The organism is Streptomyces sp. NPDC001515 (assembly GCF_053597115.1).
This window is the reverse complement of the sequence record NZ_JBSFHN010000011.1, coordinates 192,351-209,533: the sequence shown is the minus strand read 5'-3', so window position 1 is coordinate 209,533 and position 17,183 is coordinate 192,351. Positions and strand designations below refer to the sequence as shown.

General features: G+C 73.8%; 16 protein-coding genes. 9 read left to right on the top strand and 7 right to left on the bottom strand.

Annotated elements, in window-relative coordinates; translation table 11 throughout:
* Positions 1-4: 4 nt before the first annotated feature.
* The 3 genes from ACWCXC_RS14740 to dusB form a co-directional block, all read right to left on the bottom strand.
* A complete protein-coding gene (locus ACWCXC_RS14740) occupies positions 5-2,251 on the bottom strand; it encodes a VMAP-C domain-containing protein (RefSeq protein WP_450888950.1) in 2,247 nt (748 codons plus the stop codon).
* Positions 2,248-3,492, bottom strand: coding sequence for a hypothetical protein (locus ACWCXC_RS14735; protein ID WP_450683934.1), 1,245 nt, complete (start codon positions 3,490-3,492; stop codon positions 2,248-2,250). The genes ACWCXC_RS14740 and ACWCXC_RS14735 overlap by 4 nt, the downstream gene beginning before the upstream one ends.
* A gap of 90 nt (positions 3,493-3,582) precedes the next feature.
* Positions 3,583-4,731 (bottom strand): tRNA dihydrouridine synthase DusB, encoded by a 1,149-nt coding sequence (gene dusB / locus ACWCXC_RS14730; protein ID WP_450888948.1) that lies wholly within the window; start codon positions 4,729-4,731, stop codon positions 3,583-3,585.
* 133 nt (positions 4,732-4,864) lie between these two features.
* Between dusB and bla the strand changes: the two genes are divergently transcribed.
* Genes bla through ACWCXC_RS14715 form a run of 3 tightly spaced genes read left to right on the top strand, consistent with a single transcriptional unit; the run spans position 4,865 to position 7,863 of the window.
* Entirely contained in the window at positions 4,865-5,815 is a 951-nt protein-coding gene (bla, locus tag ACWCXC_RS14725) for a class A beta-lactamase (protein ID WP_450888946.1), read from the top strand.
* Between the two features lie 15 nt (positions 5,816-5,830).
* Complete coding sequence (locus tag ACWCXC_RS14720) at positions 5,831-7,333, top strand: MFS transporter (protein ID WP_450888944.1); 1,503 nt, start codon at positions 5,831-5,833, stop codon at positions 7,331-7,333.
* Entirely contained in the window at positions 7,330-7,863 is a 534-nt protein-coding gene (locus ACWCXC_RS14715) for a helix-turn-helix transcriptional regulator (protein WP_450888963.1), read from the top strand. Before ACWCXC_RS14720 ends, ACWCXC_RS14715 begins: the two co-directional genes overlap by 4 nt.
* A 46-nt stretch (positions 7,864-7,909) precedes the next feature.
* Here ACWCXC_RS14715 and ACWCXC_RS14710 read toward each other — a convergent pair whose 3' ends face one another.
* Both ACWCXC_RS14710 and ACWCXC_RS14705 read right to left on the bottom strand, forming a co-directional pair.
* On the bottom strand, positions 7,910-9,109 hold the full coding sequence (locus tag ACWCXC_RS14710; protein ID WP_450888942.1) for a carboxylesterase family protein: 1,200 nt from the start codon (positions 9,107-9,109) through the stop codon (positions 7,910-7,912).
* Positions 9,106-10,431, bottom strand: a complete 1,326-nt coding sequence (locus ACWCXC_RS14705; protein ID WP_450680106.1) for an MFS transporter — start codon at positions 10,429-10,431, stop codon at positions 9,106-9,108. The genes ACWCXC_RS14710 and ACWCXC_RS14705 overlap by 4 nt, the downstream gene beginning before the upstream one ends.
* A 351-nt stretch (positions 10,432-10,782) precedes the next feature.
* On the opposite strand from ACWCXC_RS14705, the gene ACWCXC_RS14700 reads away from it, so the two are divergent.
* From ACWCXC_RS14700 to ACWCXC_RS14680, 5 genes are all read left to right on the top strand, one after another.
* Positions 10,783-12,258 (top strand): 2-hydroxymuconic semialdehyde dehydrogenase, encoded by a 1,476-nt coding sequence (locus ACWCXC_RS14700; RefSeq protein WP_450680107.1) that lies wholly within the window; start codon positions 10,783-10,785, stop codon positions 12,256-12,258.
* A gap of 190 nt (positions 12,259-12,448) precedes the next feature.
* The gene (locus tag ACWCXC_RS14695) at positions 12,449-13,213 is read left to right on the top strand and encodes a 2-keto-4-pentenoate hydratase (RefSeq protein WP_450680108.1); all 765 of its coding nucleotides are present in this window, start codon (positions 12,449-12,451) and stop codon (positions 13,211-13,213) included.
* Complete coding sequence (locus ACWCXC_RS14690; RefSeq protein WP_450680109.1) at positions 13,213-13,650, top strand: RidA family protein; 438 nt, start codon at positions 13,213-13,215, stop codon at positions 13,648-13,650. Before ACWCXC_RS14695 ends, ACWCXC_RS14690 begins: the two co-directional genes overlap by 1 nt.
* A complete protein-coding gene (locus ACWCXC_RS14685) occupies positions 13,647-14,168 on the top strand; it encodes a 3-hydroxyanthranilate 3,4-dioxygenase (protein ID WP_450680110.1) in 522 nt (173 codons plus the stop codon). Before ACWCXC_RS14690 ends, ACWCXC_RS14685 begins: the two co-directional genes overlap by 4 nt.
* Positions 14,169-14,171: 3 nt before the next feature.
* Positions 14,172-15,164, top strand: coding sequence for an amidohydrolase family protein (locus tag ACWCXC_RS14680; RefSeq protein WP_450680111.1), 993 nt, complete (start codon positions 14,172-14,174; stop codon positions 15,162-15,164).
* Between the two features lie 134 nt (positions 15,165-15,298).
* Here ACWCXC_RS14680 and ACWCXC_RS14675 read toward each other — a convergent pair whose 3' ends face one another.
* Positions 15,299-16,261: a LysR substrate-binding domain-containing protein gene (locus ACWCXC_RS14675; protein ID WP_450680112.1), complete on the bottom strand. Its 963-nt coding sequence runs from the start codon at positions 16,259-16,261 to the stop codon at positions 15,299-15,301.
* A gap of 210 nt (positions 16,262-16,471) precedes the next feature.
* Between ACWCXC_RS14675 and ACWCXC_RS14670 the strand changes: the two genes are divergently transcribed.
* Positions 16,472-16,672, top strand: a complete 201-nt coding sequence (locus tag ACWCXC_RS14670; RefSeq protein ID WP_450888938.1) for a hypothetical protein — start codon at positions 16,472-16,474, stop codon at positions 16,670-16,672.
* Positions 16,673-16,735: 63 nt separating this feature from the next.
* On the opposite strand, the gene ACWCXC_RS14665 is transcribed toward ACWCXC_RS14670, so the two are convergent.
* A complete protein-coding gene (locus ACWCXC_RS14665; RefSeq protein ID WP_450888936.1) occupies positions 16,736-16,978 on the bottom strand; it encodes a DUF6243 family protein in 243 nt (80 codons plus the stop codon).
* Positions 16,979-17,183: the final 205 nt, after the last annotated feature.

The following is a 17,183-nucleotide window of genomic DNA, read 5'->3' as shown; positions in this document are numbered from 1 at the left end:
CTTCTCATGGTGCGGACAGATCGAGGCGCGGGGGCAGCTGCCGTTCCGGGTCGTCCCAGAGGAGGGCCAGCGCGCCGCGCGGGTGCGTGTCGTCGCCGTCGCAGTCCGCCCGCAGCCTACGCAACCGGGCGGGCAGTTCCGGCAGCGGACAGTCCGTCAGGAGTTCCTTCAACTCCTCCGCCGCGCGCTCCGGTTCGCCGTGGCCGCACCAGACCATCACGGGGACGCCGCCGAAGACACAGGCGGTGAAGACGTCCGTGCGCGGGGCGGCGGCCGGGCCGGGCGCCGGCACGACGACGCCCGGCGCGGTCTCGCGGGCGCTCACACAGCCGTGCGCGGCCGTCATCGTGGGCAGGTCGCCGGGGAGCCAGTGCAGGTCCCCGGTCCGGGCGCGGGCCACCTCGCCCCAGCGGCCGCGCCAGAGGTGCTCCCGCTGGGGCGAGCGGTGCTCGGTGCAGCGGACGGCGACCGGGAACTCGGCGCCCAGGGAGCGCGGGAAGGGGCCGTCGGAGCCGATCTTCCAGCGGTGGACGCCGAGTTCCAGATCGCGGGCGTCCAGGAAGAACTCCACCGGGGTGCGGTGCGCCCGCCCGTGCCGGGCCAGCAGCGTGTCCACCGCGCGCTCGATCGCGGCCGGTTCCACGGGCACGTCCCTGACCTCGACGGACTCCGCGCCCGAGGCCCCGTGCGTCCACACCTGGTACGTACGCTGCCCGGCGGGTCCGGACGGCGCGGAGAGCCGGATCTGCACGCGTGCGTCGGCGGCCCCGGCCCCGGCGGCGGCCTGTTCGGTGAGCGTGTCGCGCCGGTCGGCGAGGACCGCCGGCAGCACGCCGCCCAGCCGCGCCGCGCAGGCGTCCGACCACTCCCGCAGCGCCTCGGCGTACGCGGGATCGCCGGCGGTCGCGGCGGCCCGTTCGACGGTGCCCAGCAGCCGGGGCAGCCGGGGCAGGTCGGGGAGGAGGGACTCCAGGTGGTCGAGGACGTCCCTCGGCGCGGTCGCCGTGAGGTCGGTGCCCGCCGCCTCCGTGCGGGCCGCGTCCGCGAACTCCCGCACCTCCTCGGCGGACCGGTCGTCCAGGAGGTCGAGCAGGGCCTCGTACTCACCGCACAACGGCCAGCGGTCGGGGGCCAGTCGGTGCCCCTCGGCCCGCATGGCCACCAGATCGGCCCGGCTCACGCCGCCCGGCGCGGCGGCCAGCAGATGGATCAGGGTGGCGGTGCCGTGCGGGCGGGTCAGCGCCCAGTCGACCAGGGCGGCGGCGTCGACGGCGGACAGGTCGCAGGGCAGCGGTGTGCCCAGTTCGGCACCGAGTCCGTAGGCGGTCCGGGCCAGCGCGGGGCCGTCGTCGGCGAGCACGGCGCGGACCAGCAGGGCCAGCCGGTCGCGCGCGGGGTCCGGATCGGCGGGCGGGGCGGCCGGCACGGCTCCGGGTACGTATTCGTCGTCGTCGTTCTTCCAGTTGCGGCACTGCAGCGTCGGGACCTGACCGGCGCCGTTGCGCGCCTCCAGCTCTTCGAAGTGGGTCCGGAGCCGCTGCCACACCCCGTCGAGGTCGGGGGCGGCGGCGGAGTCCAGCGGCGCGCCCTCCTCCAGTTCGCGCATCAGCCGTGAGGTGAAGAGCCCCGCCCCGTGAACGGACTTGGCGGCCTCGCCGGGCCTTGACGCCCGCATCACGAACATCGGACGGGTGACGTGGGACTCCGGCCTGTCCGTCAGCTCGTCGGGGTCGGAGGCCAGGGCCCGCTCACCGGAGGTCATCGTCGACCGGCAGGCGTCCAGGACGACCACGGCCCTCCTGGCGGCACGGCCCGGCAGATGGTCGGTGCGCAGCAGGGAAATCAGGTTGTCCGCGTTCACCCCCTGCGGATCGCCGTCGCGGGACTCCGGGTAGAGCAGGCTCCAGCGGTTGTGCCCGGCCTGGACCCCGTGGCCGGCCCAGTACACCCAGAGCCAGTCGGCGTCGATGGTCTTCAGTTCGTCCCGGAAGACACGGCGGACGTGCATGCGGTCCGCCGTGGTGCGCCGGACCCCCGGGAAGTCGGCGAGCAGCCACGCGTTCTCGTCCAGGGGCGAGGCCAACAGGTGCATGCGTTCCTCGGGGACGCCCCGGTCGCGGAGCCAGCGCATCATGCGCGCGGCATCCTGCACCGGTCCGTCCAGGTCCCAGCCGTGCCCCCGGCTCGCGTACCGCTCGACCGCGACGACGACCGCGTGGGTGCGCCGCCAGTCGTGCCCGGCGGGCCTCACGGCAGCTCGGCCGCTATGCGCTCGTAGAGGCCGTGGTGCGCGAAATAGCCGGTGTGGGAGCGGGGGAAGGGCTGGCGCAGATTGACCCGCACATCGGTGACGCGGCCGGGGAACACCCGCTCCCCGACGAACCCGAGCAGGTCCCTGCGGTCGTAGACGTTGATCCAGCGCGGGAACGCGTCGGGCAGCGGATCGCCGCGCCGCAGTCCGGCCAGCGCGTCGATCTCGTAGAGGAACGGGGCCTGCGAGCCGACCGTGATCAGCAGGTCCACGCCGTGGGCGGGCTCCATGGCCAGCAGGTCGAAGGAGGCGATGCCGCCGAGGCTGTGGGCGAGCAGGACGACGGGGCCGCCCTCGCGCTCCCTGGTCAGCGCGACGGTGTCGGCGATCCGGGTGCGCAGTCCGGTGCCCCGGCCCTGGTAGCGCAGGATGTCGCCGCTGCCGGGGAGGATCTTGCCGGTCATCCGGCGGCGCCCCATCTGGACGGCGGGCGAGGAGACCCAGAGGAGAGGGTCGCCGAGCAGCCGGCCGCCGACCCAGGACGCGGCGCCCTTGAGGCCGCGGTCGGTGCCGCCGAGGCGGTCGGTGACGACCCGGACCAGGGCGTCGCGGTCCGCGCCGTCCACCGGCAGCGGTTCCTCGGCGTCCTCGGCGTGCTCGGTCAGCCGGGTGGCCAGCGCGACGACCGCGCGGGCGGCCATCGCCTCGGCGTCGCGGCCCGGGGCGGTGCCGGACAGGCGCAGCGACAGCTCCTCGGCCACGCGCAGGGCGGCGTCGGCCAGCCGGGGGCCCAGCTCCTCGGCGAGCGCGGCGGCGTCACCGTCGTCGGTCGTGCCGGTCGCGTCCGTCGCGTCCATGACCGGGCCGGTCTCGGCGAGGGCGCGCACCCGTCCGGCGAGGGCGTCCCACGGGTCGGTGCGGCCGGGCGCGAAGCCGACGCCCTCGTCCTCGCCGGCGCCGTCCGCGAGCAGTTCGATCTCCGCGAACGGGTCCTGTTCGAGCAGCGCCCACACGGCGAGCGGATCGTCCGCGCCGGCCCCGGGAAGGGCCCGGTCCTGTTCCCGTTCCGGGAAGCTGGCACCGCCCAGCGCGAGGTGGGCGCCGTAGGTGTCGCCCCAGTAGCAGGGCACGAGCTTCACCTCTGGCCGCACCCGCGCGAGTCCGCGCGCCACCCGCCGATAGGACGTGCGGTACGAGTCCTCCCGTACGCCCGTTCCGTGCACAAAGACAACGCTCGTCACGCGATCCCCCACTGTGGCCGAGTCACGCATTCTAACGAACGGACGGGCCGTCAATCCCGGAGTCGGGGACAGTGGTCGGGGCGGGCGGCGTCAGCCGCCGGAGGTGTCCAGCTCGGCGTCGGCGCTCACGCCCGCGCAGTCGTAGGGGTCCTTCAGCCAGCCGTCCGGGAGCGCCACGCGGTTGTTGCCCGACGTGCGACCGCGCGGGCCGTCCGCGCCGTCGGGCCAGGGCTGGTCCAGGTCCAGTTCCTGGAGCTGGGAGCCCAGCTCCTCCAGGGAGGAGGTGACCGCCAGCTTCTTGCGCATCTCGGAGCCGACGGCGAAGCCCTTCAGATACCAGGCGACGTGCTTGCGGAAGTCGATCACGCCGCGCGCCTCGTCGCCGATCCACTCCCCCAGCAGCGTGGCGTGGCGCAGCATGACGTCGGCGACGGTGCGCAGCGACGGGGCCTGCCGGGCCGCCGTGCCCTCGAAGGCGGCGACCAGATCACCGAAGAGCCAGGGGCGGCCGAGGCAGCCCCGGCCCACGACCACGCCGTCGCAGCCGGTCTCGCGCATCATGCGCAGCGCGTCGTCGGCGCACCAGATGTCGCCGTTGCCGAGGACGGGGATCTCGGGGACGTGCTCCTTGAGGCGGGCGATGGCGTCCCAGTCGGCCGTGCCTCCGTAGTGCTGGGCGGTGGTCCTGCCGTGCAGGGCGACGGCGGTGACGCCCTCCTCGACGGCGATCCGGCCGGCGTCCAGGAAGGTGAGGTGGTCGTCGTCGATGCCCTTGCGCATCTTGATCGTGACGGGGAGGTCCCCGGCCTCGGAGACGGCCTCGCGGAGGATCGCGCGCAGCAGGGGCCGCTTGTACGGGAGGGCCGAGCCGCCGCCCTTGCGGGTGACCTTGGGGACCGGGCAGCCGAAGTTCAGGTCGATGTGGTCGGCGAGGTCCTCGTCGACGATCATGCGGACGGCCTTGCCGACGGTGACCGGGTCCACTCCGTACAGCTGGATCGAGCGCGGGGTCTCGCTCGCGTCGAAGTGGATGAGCTGCATGGTCTTCTCGTTGCGCTCGACCAGCGCCCGGGTGGTGATCATCTCGCTGACGAACAGCCCCTTGCCACCCGAGAACTCCCGGCACAGGGTGCGGAAGGGTGCGTTGGTGATCCCGGCCATGGGGGCCAGCACCACCGGCGGCCGCACGGTGTGCGGGCCGACGCGGAGCAGCGGGGAGGAGGGGGCGAGCGTGGTCATGCCCTCCATTGTCGCGTACCGGCGGAACTGCTCCGGTGGCGGTGGGTCCGGGGGAGGGGGTTGCCCGCTGTTGTCGGACCCTCGTCGTAGCGTGGAGGAAACGGCGAGGGACGCCGGCCCACGAAGGAGAACCATGACCTCTCGGACACGCTTAGACCTGACAGCTCTCCCGCGCCGCGCCGGCGGCGCGGCTCCCACCCGGCGCGGGCTGCTCGCGCTCGGCGGCGCCTCCGCGACCGGCGCGTTGCTCCTCGCTCGGCCCGCGCAGGCCGCCGCCCGCGGCTCCGCGTCCGCGACGGCCCGGCTGCGGGAGCTGGAGCGGGTCCACGGCGCCCGCGTCGGCGCGTACGCGTGCAACCTGGCCACCGGGAAGTCCGTGCGCCACCGGGCCGACGAGCGGTTCCCGGTGCTGTCCACGTTCAAGACGCTCGCGGCGGCGGCGGTGCTGCGGGACCTGGACCGGGACGGCGAGGTGCTGGGCCGCCTCGTGCGGTACACGGAGGCGGACTGCGTCGCGGACTCCAACGTCACCTGCACCCAGGAGCACCTGGCGAGCGGGATGACGATCGCCGAGCTGTGCGACGCGGCGATCTGCGACAGCGACAACACGGCCGCCAATCTGCTGCTGCGCGAACTCGGCGGGCCGCACGCGGTCACCCGCTTCGCCCGCTCCATCGGGGATCCGGTGACCCGGCTCGACCGCTGGGAGCCGAAGCTCAACTCGGCCGAGCCCGGACGGCGCACGGACACCACCACCCCCGCCGCGCTCGCCCGCACCTACGCCCGGCTCGTCCTCGGGGGCGTCCTGGAGCCGCGCGACCGGGAGCAGCTGACCGGCTGGCTGCTGAACTGCCGGACCAGCGGCACGCGGTTCCGGGCCGGGCTGCCCCCGGAGTGGACGGTCGCGGACAAGACGGGTGGCGGTGCGTACGGAAGTTGCAACGACGCGGGCGTCGCCTGGACGCCCGAGGGGGTTCCGGTGGTGCTGGTGGTGCTGACGACCAAGCCCGACGCGGACGCGGCGGGAGACCATCCCCTGGTGGCGGCGGTCGCCGGCATCCTGGCGGCAGAGGTCGTTAGTTAGGCGTACTATCCATGCATGCCCGAGCTCAGCCACCGGGGACGGATGCTCGTGCTCGCGATCTGCTGCATGAGTCTGCTGATCGTCAGCCTCGACGTCACCGTCCTGAACGTCGCCCTGCCCGCCATGCGCCAGGACCTGGACGCCAGCGTCTCAGGAATGCAGTGGACGATCGACGCCTACACGCTCGTCCTGGCCTCCCTGCTCATGCTCGCCGGCTCCACCGCCGACCGGATCGGCCGCCGCAAGGTCTTCATGGCCGGGCTGGTCCTCTTCACCGCCGGATCGGCGCTCTGCTCGCTCGCGTCCAGCCTGGACGCGCTCATCGTCTTCCGCATGGTGCAGGCCGTCGGCGGCTCCATGCTCAACCCCGTGGCGATGTCGATCATCACCAACACCTTCACCGACCCGCGTGAGCGGGCCCGCGCGATCGGGGTGTGGGGCGGTGTCGTCGGCGTCTCCATGGCGGCGGGCCCGCTGGTGGGCGGGGTCCTGGTCGACGCGGTCGGCTGGCGGTCGATCTTCTGGATCAATCTGCCGGTCGGCCTCGCCGCGTTGCTGCTGACCTGGCGTTTCGTCCCGGAGTCCCGCGCCCCCCGGGCCCGCCGCCCGGACCCGGTGGGCCAGTTGCTGGTCGTCGCGCTGCTCGGCGCGCTCACATACGCGATCATCGAGGCGCCCCAGAAGGGCTGGGCCTCGCCGGAGATCCTGCTCTTCGCGGCCGTCTCGGCGGGTGCCCTGGCCGGTCTGGTGGTGTACGAGCCGAGGCGTGCCGACCCCCTGATCGACCTGCGCTTCTTCCACAGCGCCCCGTTCAGCGGGGCGACCGTCATCGCGGTCAGCGCCTTCGCGGCCCTCGGCGGCTTCCTCTTCGTCACCACCCTCTACCTCCAGGACGTCCGGGGCCTGAGCGCCCTGGACGCCGGGCTCCACATGCTGCCGATGGCCGTCATGGTCTGTGTGCTGCCCCCGCTCTCGGGGCGGGTCGTCGCCGCCCGGGGGCCGCGTCTGCCGCTGCTGGTGGCGGGGATCGGCATGGCGGTGGGCGGGCTGATGTTCGCGGCCTTCGACGCGGAGACCGGCACGGCGTCGATGTTCACCGCGTACGTCGTCTTCGGCATCGGCTTCGGCGCGGTGAACGCGCCGATCACCAACACCGCCGTCTCCGGGATGCCCCGCGCCCAGGCGGGCGTGGCCGCCGCCGTCGCCTCGACCAGCCGGCAGATCGGGCAGACCCTGGGGGTCGCCGTGATCGGGGCGGTCCTGGCGGCCGGAACGACCGCCGCGCGCACTTCGGACGGACGCGTTCCGGCGGCCGACTTCGTGGCCGTGAGCCGGCCCGCCTGGTGGATCATCACCGGCTGCGGGGTCTGCGTCCTGCTGGTCGGCCTGGTGAGCAGCGGACGCCGGGCCCTGGCGACGGCCCGCCGGACCGCCGAACGGCTGGAGGGGGCCGCGTCGGCCACCCCGGCCCCCTCAAGCGCGCGGGAACGGCCGTCCTCGGCACGCGCCCGGGGCTGAGGCCCGACGGCCCACGCGCTCACGGCGAAGGCCCGCCCGCCCGCACGGCCCGGTGGCCCCGCACGCGGGCGAGCCGGGGCGTCGGCACGGGAACGCCGGACCGGGCGGGGGTCACCCACCACCTCGACGAGCGAACGGACCCGGAGGACCCTTCGGGGCGGGGCGCCCTGCTGCTGAGCATCGAGGCGTTCGTCCGGCAGCGGCTGCACGATCCGGAGCTGTCCCCGCGCGTCGTCGCGGGCGCCCACCATCTCTCGGTCGGCCATCTGCACCGCCTCTTCCACACCCGGGGCACCACGCTCGCGGCCTGGATCCGAGGTCTGCGCCTGACGTACGCCGGCCGCGACCTGCGCGATCCCGCGCTGCGCGAAATGGCCGTGCACCAGATCGCCACGCGCCGGGGCTTCAAGGACCACTCGACCTTCACCCGCAGCTTCCGCACGGCGTACGGCATGTCCCCCCGGGACTACCGCCATGTCCCGCCGGGCCCCCGGCCGGGCCTCCCACCGGGGCTCCCGGCGGGGAACTGACGCCCGCCGCCCGCCCTTCCGCGAGGTGACGCCCGTCGCGTCGGCCCTACAGGGCGACGAGCGGTGCGGGCAGCGGGCCCGGGTCCCCGGTGCGGGCGAAGGCGGCCCAGGCCGCGCGGACGCCCCGGCCCACCGCGTCGACCTCCGGCCAGGAGAGGGCGCCCAGCATCGGCGCGTGCCGCCACGCCTCGGCCGAGCCGAGGAGCAGGGGGATCTCGACGCAGTGGGTGGCGCCGTGGGGCGAGCCGGACGGCCGCCAGTCCAGCCGGTATCCGTGGACGCGGGCGCCCCGGCGCTCCAGCCGCTCGCGCAGCCCCCGCAGCGGTTCCCCGTACACGCGCCGGGTCCGTGCGGCGGTGCCGCCGCTGTCGGAGGGGCCCTCGGGGAAGGCGGACATGTCGTCGGCGTTCCAGCCGTACAGCACGTCCGGGGCGTGGTCGCCGAAGGGTTCCGGGCGGCCGGGGCCGACGGGCAGCGGCGCGATGCCGCCCACCGGTCCGAACGGCGGTTCCAGGAAGTTCCCGGACCGCTGCCGGTGGTCGGCCGCCGTGCGCGCCTGGGCGGCGAGCAGGGCGTCCGGCGGGGCGGTGCGGGGGTCGACGCCGAGGTGCGCGGCGAAGATCCTTCCGGTCGCGCGGGCCTCGGCCGGGGTGCGGGTGAGCAGGGACAGCGGCGGGCTCTGGAGGATCACCCGGCGCAGCAGGGTGCGGGTCTCGGGCATCTCCAGGAGCAGCAGGGCGGACAGGGCTCCGGCCGACTGGCCGAAGACCGTGACGTTGCCCGGGTCGCCGCCGTGGTCCGCGATGTGGTCCCGGACCCAGCGCAACGCCTCCACCTGGTCGTACAGCCCGAGGTTGCCCTCGCTGACCCCGTCGTGGACGAGATAGCCGAGCGCGCCGAGCCGGTAGTTGGCGCTGACCACGACGACGTCCTGCTCGGCGGCGAGGGAGCTTCCGTCGTACCAGTCGAGGATGCCCGCGCCGCTGCTGAACCCGCCGCCGTGGAACCACACGAGGACGGGCCGGCGCCCCGCCGAGGGGGCGGCGGGGGCGGTGACCGTGAGGTGGAGGCAGTCCTCGCTCCGCGGGTGGCTGCCCGGGGGCGGGCCCATCAGCGCTTCGAGGCGGGAGACCGGCTGGGGGCAGACCGCGCCGGACGAGGGGCCCCCGGCCGGCACGGGTCGGGCGAAGCGCGCGGCCGTGGCGTACCGGAAGGGGCCGCTGCGGACCGTACGCGGAGTGTTCATGCCTCACCTGCGGGTTCGGGGACGAGTCGCCGGGCCGGGGCGGCGGGGCTCTCCGGAACCATACGGAACAGCGCCACCGCTCCGACGAGGCTGAGGGCGCACATGCCCACCAGATACCAGGTCACACCGGTCGACGACCCGCCCGACCCGAGGAGTGCACTGGAGATCATGGGGGCCAGCCCGCCGCCGAGGACCGCGCCGATCTGAAGGATCAGGGAGGTCCCGGAGTAGCGCACGCGCACGGGGAAGGTGTCGGCGATGATCGCGCCCTGGACGCAGTGGGTCACCGGGATGATCAGGCCCATGCCGGCGAGCGCGAGCAGCGCCGGAAGGCGGTCCCCGGTGTCGAGCAGCGGGAAGAACACCGCGCACCACAGCAGGATGGCGACCGAGCCGCCGATGAAGAGCGTGCGGCGCCCCCTGCGGTCGGCGACCACGGTCCACACGGGGATCGAGAGGAACCAGAGCACGGCTGCCCCGCTCACCCCGAGCACCAGGAACCGCTGGTCGAAGCCGAGGTGCTTGGTGCCGTAGGACAGCGTGAAGACCATGAAGACGTAGGCCACCGCGGAGTTCGCCACCACGGCGAGCAGGGTGACGACCAGCCTCGGCAGTCCGGTGCGCACCGCCTCGGCCAGCGGGAAGCGGACGACCTCGTCCTCCTGCCGGGCCCGGTCGAAGGACGGCGATTCGGTGACGCGCAGCCGGACGACCAGTCCGACACCCACCAGGACGAAGCTCAGCAGGAACGGGATGCGCCAGGCCCAGGCGGTGAACGCCGCGTGTCCGGCGAGCGAGTTGGTCGCGAGGAAGATCATGTTCGCCAGGACCAGTCCGGCCGGGGTCCCCATCTGCGGGAAGCCCGCGTACAGGTTCCGCCGCCCCTCGGGCGCGTGCTCCATCGACATCAGGGTGGCGCCGGCGCCCTCCCCGCCGAGGCCGATGCCCTGGACGACCCGCAGGAGGACCAGGAGGACCGGGGCCCAGATGCCGATCGTGTCGTAACTGGGCACCGCGCCGATGAGGGTGGAGCCGATCCCCATCATCACCAGCGACACCACCAGCGTCGACCGGCGTCCGAGCCGGTCGCCGAAGTGGCCGAAGACCAGACCGCCGAGCGGCCGGGCGACGAAGCCGACCGCGAGGGTGGAGAAGGCGGCCAGGGTGCCCGCCGCCGGGCTCAGATCGGGGAAGAACTGCTTGTCGAAGATGAGGGCGGCGGCCGTGCCGTACAGGAAGAAGTCGTACCACTCCAGTGTCGTTCCGAGAAGCGTGGCAAGCGCCGTTCTGCTCGCGCCCGTGGAACGGTCCGCGTCGCTCATGGATCACCTCGTCTGCTGGGGACGCGGGGGGAGCCCGCGCTTTCGGTGGATCCTGGGCCCCTCGGCGGAGGCGGACAAATGCCGGTTCGTCCCGGAGCTATAGCGGCGCGGGTATACCGGGGGACCGAACGCCACGGGCAGGAACCGGGCAGCCGGGGCGCGGGCCATGAACCGGGCCGCCGGGCGCCGGGCTTGACCTCCGGGACGCCGAGGCACAGGGCAAACGCCGGGACGCGGGGCATGAACGGCGGGGCGCGGGGAAGACCACCCGGGCCGCCATACCGAAGTCGGCATACCTGATGCGCGAAACGTCATTTGTGGTCATGGCTCCCCGCTCCCAGGGTGGAGACCATGACGGCACAGACTCCGCGGTGGATCCGCAACTTCGTCGATGGACGCTTCATCGACCCCGACGACGGCGGCAAGGGCTTCGACGCGACGGACCCGGCCACGGGCCTCGCCCACGCCCGCGTCCACGAGGCCGACGCGCCTCTGGTCGACCGCGCCGTCACGGCGGCGCGCAGCGCGCTCGGGCCCTGGTCGGCGACGCCCGTACGGGAGCGGACCGAGGTCCTGCGCCGGGCGGCCGACCTGATCGAGGAGCGGTTCGACGCGTTCGTGGCCGCCGAGGTCGCCGACACCGGCAAGCCCGTGGCACTCGCCCGCGACCTGGACGTGGCCAGGGCCGTCGCCAACTTCCGTACGTTCGCCGACGTCGTCGCGGCCGCCGGCCAGGAATCCTTCCTGACCGATCTGCCGGGCGGCCGGCACGCCCTCAACTACGCGGTCCGCAAGCCCCTCGGGGTGGTTGCCGTCATCGTCCCCTGGAACCTCCCGCTCCTCCTGCTCACCTGGAAGGTCGCCCCGGCGCTGGCCTGCGGCAACACCGTCGTGGTCAAGCCCAGCGAGGAGACGCCCGGCACGGCGGCCCTGCTCGCCGAGGTGCTGGCCGACGCGGGGCTCCCGGCCGGGGCGTACAACGTCGTGCACGGCTTCGGCGGCGGCTCGGCCGGGGAGTTCCTCACCGCGCACCCCGGCATCGACGGCGTCACCTTCACCGGCTCCTCCGCGACCGGCGCCCAGGTGATGAGGGCCGTGGCGCCGCGCGTACGCCCCGTCTCCTTCGAACTGGGCGGCAAGAACGCCGCGCTCGTCTTCCCCGACGCCGACCTCGACGAGACGCTGGACGGTCTGACCCGTTCGGTGTTCACCAACACCGGCCAGGTCTGCCTGTGCACCGAGCGGGTCTACGTCCACCGGTCGGTCTTCGCGGATGTCGCCGACGGCCTGGTCGAGCGGGCGCGCTCGCTGCGCCTGGGCCGTCCGCAGGACCCGGCGACCACCACGGGGCCGCTCATCTCGCAGGCCCACCGGGAGAAGGTGCGCGGCTATCTGGACCTCGCCCGGCAGTCGGGTGCGAAGGTTCTCACCGGCGGCGGCACCCCCGTGCTCGGCTCGGAGCTGGACGGCGGATCGTGGATCGAGCCGACGCTGTGGACGGGGCTGACGCACGCCGACCGCCCGGTGCGCGAGGAGATCTTCGGGCCCGTCGCCGCCCTGATCCCGTTCGACACGGAGGACGAGGCCGTCGCCCTGGCCAACGACACCGACTACGGACTGGCGGCCTCCGTGTGGACCCGCGACCTGCGGCGCGGGCACCGGGTGGCGCAGGCCATGAACGTCGGCATGTCCTGGGTCAACACCTGGTTCCTGCGCGATCTGCGCTCGCCCTTCGGCGGTGTCGGCCTCTCCGGTCTGGGCCGCGAGGGCGGTGCGTCCTCGCTGCACTTCTACACCGAGCCGACCAATGTGTGCGTGCACCTGTGACGGCGCCCGCGCACCCGCCGGCCCCGCTCCCCGGCCTCCGTGCCCCCCACCGAGCAGGCCGCCCCCACGAGGGCGGCCGGAAGGACGTGACCATGGGCGACCACGCCCACCGCACCGGCCGGGCCCCCGTGCCCGGCGTGCGCCCCACCCCCTGCGCATCCCCCGCGCGCCCCGGCGAAGGAGGCAGCCGATGATCCCCGAAGAGACGGTCCGGGCACTGGCCGAACGGCTCCACACCGCTCAGAGCACCGTGACGGACACCCTCAGCCTCGCGGACACGCACACCCTGTCCGTCGAGGACGCCTACGCCGTGCAGGCGGCGCTCCTCGCCCTGCGGCAGGGACGCGGCGAACGCCTCACCGGCGTCAAGCTGGGGTTCACCAGCAAGGCCAAGATGGAGCAGATGGGGGTCTCCGAGATCATCGTCGGCCGGCTGACCGACGCCATGTGCGTGGCGGACGGCGGCACGGTGGAGCTGGCCCGGTTCATCCACCCGAAGGTGGAACCCGAGGTGGCGTTCCGGCTGGGCCGCGACGTGGACCCGGACGATCCCGGTGCCGACATCGTCGCCTGCGTGGACGCCGTCGCACCCGCCCTGGAGATCATCGACTCCCGCTACCGCGACTTCCGTTTCACCTACGAGGACGTGGTCGCGGACAACACCTCGGCGGCGGGGTACGCCATCGGCCCGTGGCGCCCGGTCGAGGACGTCTCCGACCGCGCCGTACGGCTGCACGGCGCGGGACGCGAGGTACGGGGGACGACCGCGGCCATTCTCGGCGCCCCGGTCAACGCCCTGCACGCCCTGCTCGACCTGGCCCGGCGGCGGCGCGTCCCGCTGCGCGCGGGCGAGGTCGTGCTGGCGGGGGCGGCGACCGAGGCGGTCCCCCTGGGGCCCGGAGTGATCACCTGCGAGGTCGACGGCCTCGGCCGGGTCGGCGTGAGGGGCGTCTGATGGACCAGGCACGCGTCATCCCCGGCAAGGCGCGCCCGCGCGGCCGGTTCCCGCACTACCGGCGGGCCGGCGACCTCGTCTTCGTCTCCGGCACCAGTTCCCGGCGGCCCGACAACACCTTCGAAGGGGTGGCCACGGACGAGCTGGGCACCACCGACCTCGACATCCGCGCGCAGACCCGCGCCGTCATCGAGAACATCGGCGGGATCCTCGCCGAGGCCGGCGGCTCGCTCTCCGACGTCGTCCAGGTCACGTCCTATCTGGTCTCCATGAACGACTTCGGCGGCTACAACGAGGTCTACGGCCGGTACTTCGACGAGAACGGTCCGGCCAGGACCACCGTCGCCGTGCACCAGCTCCCCCATCCCCATCTGCTCATCGAGATCCAGGCCGTGGCCCATCTGCCGGCCGCCGCCACCGCGAAGGAGACATCGTGACGGACATCCCCGAGGTCATCGACTTCCAGGGCTGGATCGACGCCCACGCCCACCTGCTGAAGCCCCCGGTGAACAACCGCACCATGTCCCTCGGGAACGACTTCATCGTGCAGATCGTCGGCGGGCCCAACCAGCGCACCGACTTCCACGTGGACCCGTACGAGGAGTGGTTCTACCAGGTCAAGGGGGACATGCACGTCAACCTGATGACCGACGACGGACCGCGGACCGTGCACATCAAGGAGGGCCGGGCGTGGCTGCTGCCGGGCAATGTCCCGCACTCCCCGCAGCGCCCCGACCCCGACTCCATCGGCCTGGTGATCGAGCGGGTCCGCGAGGAGGGCACCCTGGAGAAGTTCCTGTGGTTCTGCCCCGCCTGCTCCGCGCCCGTGCACGAGGTGGAGCTCCAGGTCCGCGACATCGTCGCCGATCTGCCGCCGGTCTTCGAGCGGTTCTACGGAGACGAGCGGGCCCGGAGCTGCTCCCGGTGCGGGGCCCTGCACCCCGGGAAGGGCTGACCCGTGGCGGATCTGATCGACGTCCACACCCATTACGTGCCGAAGGGCTGGCCCGATCTGACGGCCCTCGGCGGGCCGGACGCCCCCTGGCTGCGGATCGAGTCCGAGGCCGAGGCCGTGATCATGACCGGCTCCTCGGAGTTCCGCCGGATCCAGGCGGACTGCTGGGACGCCGGGACCCGGCTGCGGGACATGGACGCGGACGGGGTGCGCGCCCAGGTGGTCTCCCCCACCCCGGCGTTCTTCTCCTACGGCCGCAGCGGCGCCGAGGCCGCGAAGATCGCCCGGATCTTCAACGATCTGGCCCTGGAGATCACCGCCCCGGCCCCGGACCGGCTGATCCCGTTCTGCCAGGTCCCCCTCCAGGACCCGGACGCCGCGTGCCGGGAGCTGGAGCGGGCCGTCGCCGCCGGCCACCGGGGCGTGGAGATCGGCAACCACGTCGGTGACCGGGACCTGGACAGCGAGGGCGTCGTCACCTTCCTCCAGCACTGCGCCTCGCTCGACGTGCCGGTGTTCGTCCACCCCTGGGACATGGACTCCTCGCCCCGGCTCGACCGGTGGATGGCGCGCTGGCTGACGGCGATGCCGGCGGAGACCCATCTGTCGATCCTCGCGCTGATCCTGGGCGGCGCGTTCGACCGCATCGACGAGCGCCTGAAGATCTGCTTCGCCCACGGCGGCGGTTCGTTCGCCTTCTGGCTGGGCCGGATGGAGAACGCCTGGTACGGGCGCAACGACGTCATCGGCACCTCGCAGTACCCGCCCTCGCACTATCTGGGCCGGTTCTCCGTGGACTCCGTCGTCTTCGACGAGCGCGCGTTGCGGCTGCTGGTGGACACGGTCGGCGAGGACCACGTCATGGTCGGCAGCGACTACCCGTACCCGCTGGGCGAGCGTCCGGCGGGCGCGGTGGTCCGCACGAGCCGTACGCTCGACGAGACGGCACGGCACAAGATCACCCGGGCGAACGCGGAACGCTACCTCGGGCTCTGATTCCCGCTCGCCCCGGGGCCTCCCGCTCGCCGTCAGGTCATTCGCGCTCGCCCTCGGGCCGTGTGCGTGTGCCCGAGCCCTCAGGCCTGCCGCTCGCAGGCCGTCGGCTCGCCCTCGGCCGTATGCCCGAGTCCTCAGACCCCCGGTCCGCTCCCCCGCGGGTCCGGGGGTTCTGCCGTCAGACCCCGGGCGGCCTCCTCCAGGCTCCGCAGCAGGGCGTGCGCGGAGGGGCTGAGCGTGCGGTCCGCCGACAGGGTCAGGCCCACCCGGTGCCCGATGCGGTCCATCGGCACCGGCACCTCGACCAGCCGTCCGTCGTCCCGGATCAAGGAGCTGGGCAGGACGGCCACCACATCGGTCTCCAGCAGCAGCTGGCGCACGGTCAGGAAGGAGGTGGCCTCCACCCGGTTGCGCGGCAGGCCGAGGCCGTGCAGCGCGAACAGCTCCTCGACCTCGCGGCGGAGCACGGTCTGCGTGCCGGGCAGGATCCAGGGGAAGCCGAGGGTGTCGGCGAGCGCGACGCCTCCGGGCGAGGCGGCCAGCGCATGGCCGGCCCGGACGACCAGCCCGACCGACTCGTCGTACAGCGGGCGCCGGATCAGGCCCTCGCCGGAGGAGGCGGTCAGCCGTCCCACGATGAGGTCCACCCGCCCGGCTTCGAGGTCCAGCAGCAGGTCTTCCGGCGATGCCTCGCGCACGACCACGGTGAGGAAGGGGTGGTCGCGCTTCAGCTCGGCCACGGCCCTCGGCAGCAGGATGTTGGACCCGGCCAGATGCGTACCCACGACGACGGTCCCCCGGTCCGCGTCGGCCAGCTCCACGACATGCCGCCCGGCCTGGGCGAGCTGGGCGAGGACGGCGCGCGCGTGCTGGGTGAACGCCTCGCCGAACACGGTCGCGCGGACCCCGCGCGGGCCGCGCTCGAACAGCGCGACGCCGAGGATGTCCTCCACCTCGTGCAGGCTCCGGGTCGCCGCCGGCTGGGTGGTGTGCAGCTCGGCGGCCGCCGCCACGACCGATCCCTGCCGGGACAGCGCGTCCACCAGCAGCAGGTGCCGCATCTTGAGCCGGCCGTCGAGCAGGCGGGGAATCTCCACGGCCCGACCCTAACGGAGCCCTTCCGGACCGGCCGCCGGGAGGTGACCGCTGGTCAAGCCATCCGTCACCGACGGTCAAGGACAGCCCGGGACCGCCGTCCGATGCTGGAACCACCCGGTTCGCGGGAGTCACCGGAGCAACGGGGGGCCGCGAGCCGGGATCACCACCGGCACGGAGACGTCCGAGCCCGACACGAACAGGGGAACCCGATGAAGATCAAGCACGCCCTTGCCGGACTGGCCGCCACGGCGGCACTCCTCGTGGCGGGCGGCGCCGTCGCTCCCGCAGCAACGGCCGCCTCCCCGCCCACCGCCTCCGCCTCGCACGCCACCGCGACCCCGGCGGGCTGGTTCCCTGTCGACCCGAACGGCTGGTTCCCGGTCGGTCCCGCCGGGAGCGTCGCCGTCTGACGCGGGCGGACATGACGGTGGGCCCGGAACGCCACGAGGCGCTCCGGGCCCACGGCCCTGCGGTCAGTCCTGGGCGGACGGCTCCTGCTCCGGGGCCTCCGGCGCGGCGGCCGGCTCCTCGGCGGCGGGGGCGTCGGGCTGCGGGGCACCGGCGCGTTCGCGCATGCGGCGCAGCAGGTCCTGCTTCTGCTCGGCGGCCGTCCTGCGGTCGGCGTCGCGTGCGGGGCCGGTGCCCTGCTGGTCGGCGCGGGACAGCTTCTTGCGCTGTCCGCCGACGCCGAGAAGGTTGTTACGGCTCTTGGCCACGGGTTCTCCCATGCATGGTGAAGTGAGGTCTCGACAGACCCTGGATCGATCCGGTGGGCGGCGGGTGCGCGGACCCGCCGCGCTCTCACTCGTAGATCTGGAAGAACGAAGACATGAGGGCACCGTACCCGCCCAGGCCGGGCGGGTCACCGCATTTTCGCCCCCCGGACGCGCGGAGCCCCCGGCTCCGTACGGGGCCGGGGGC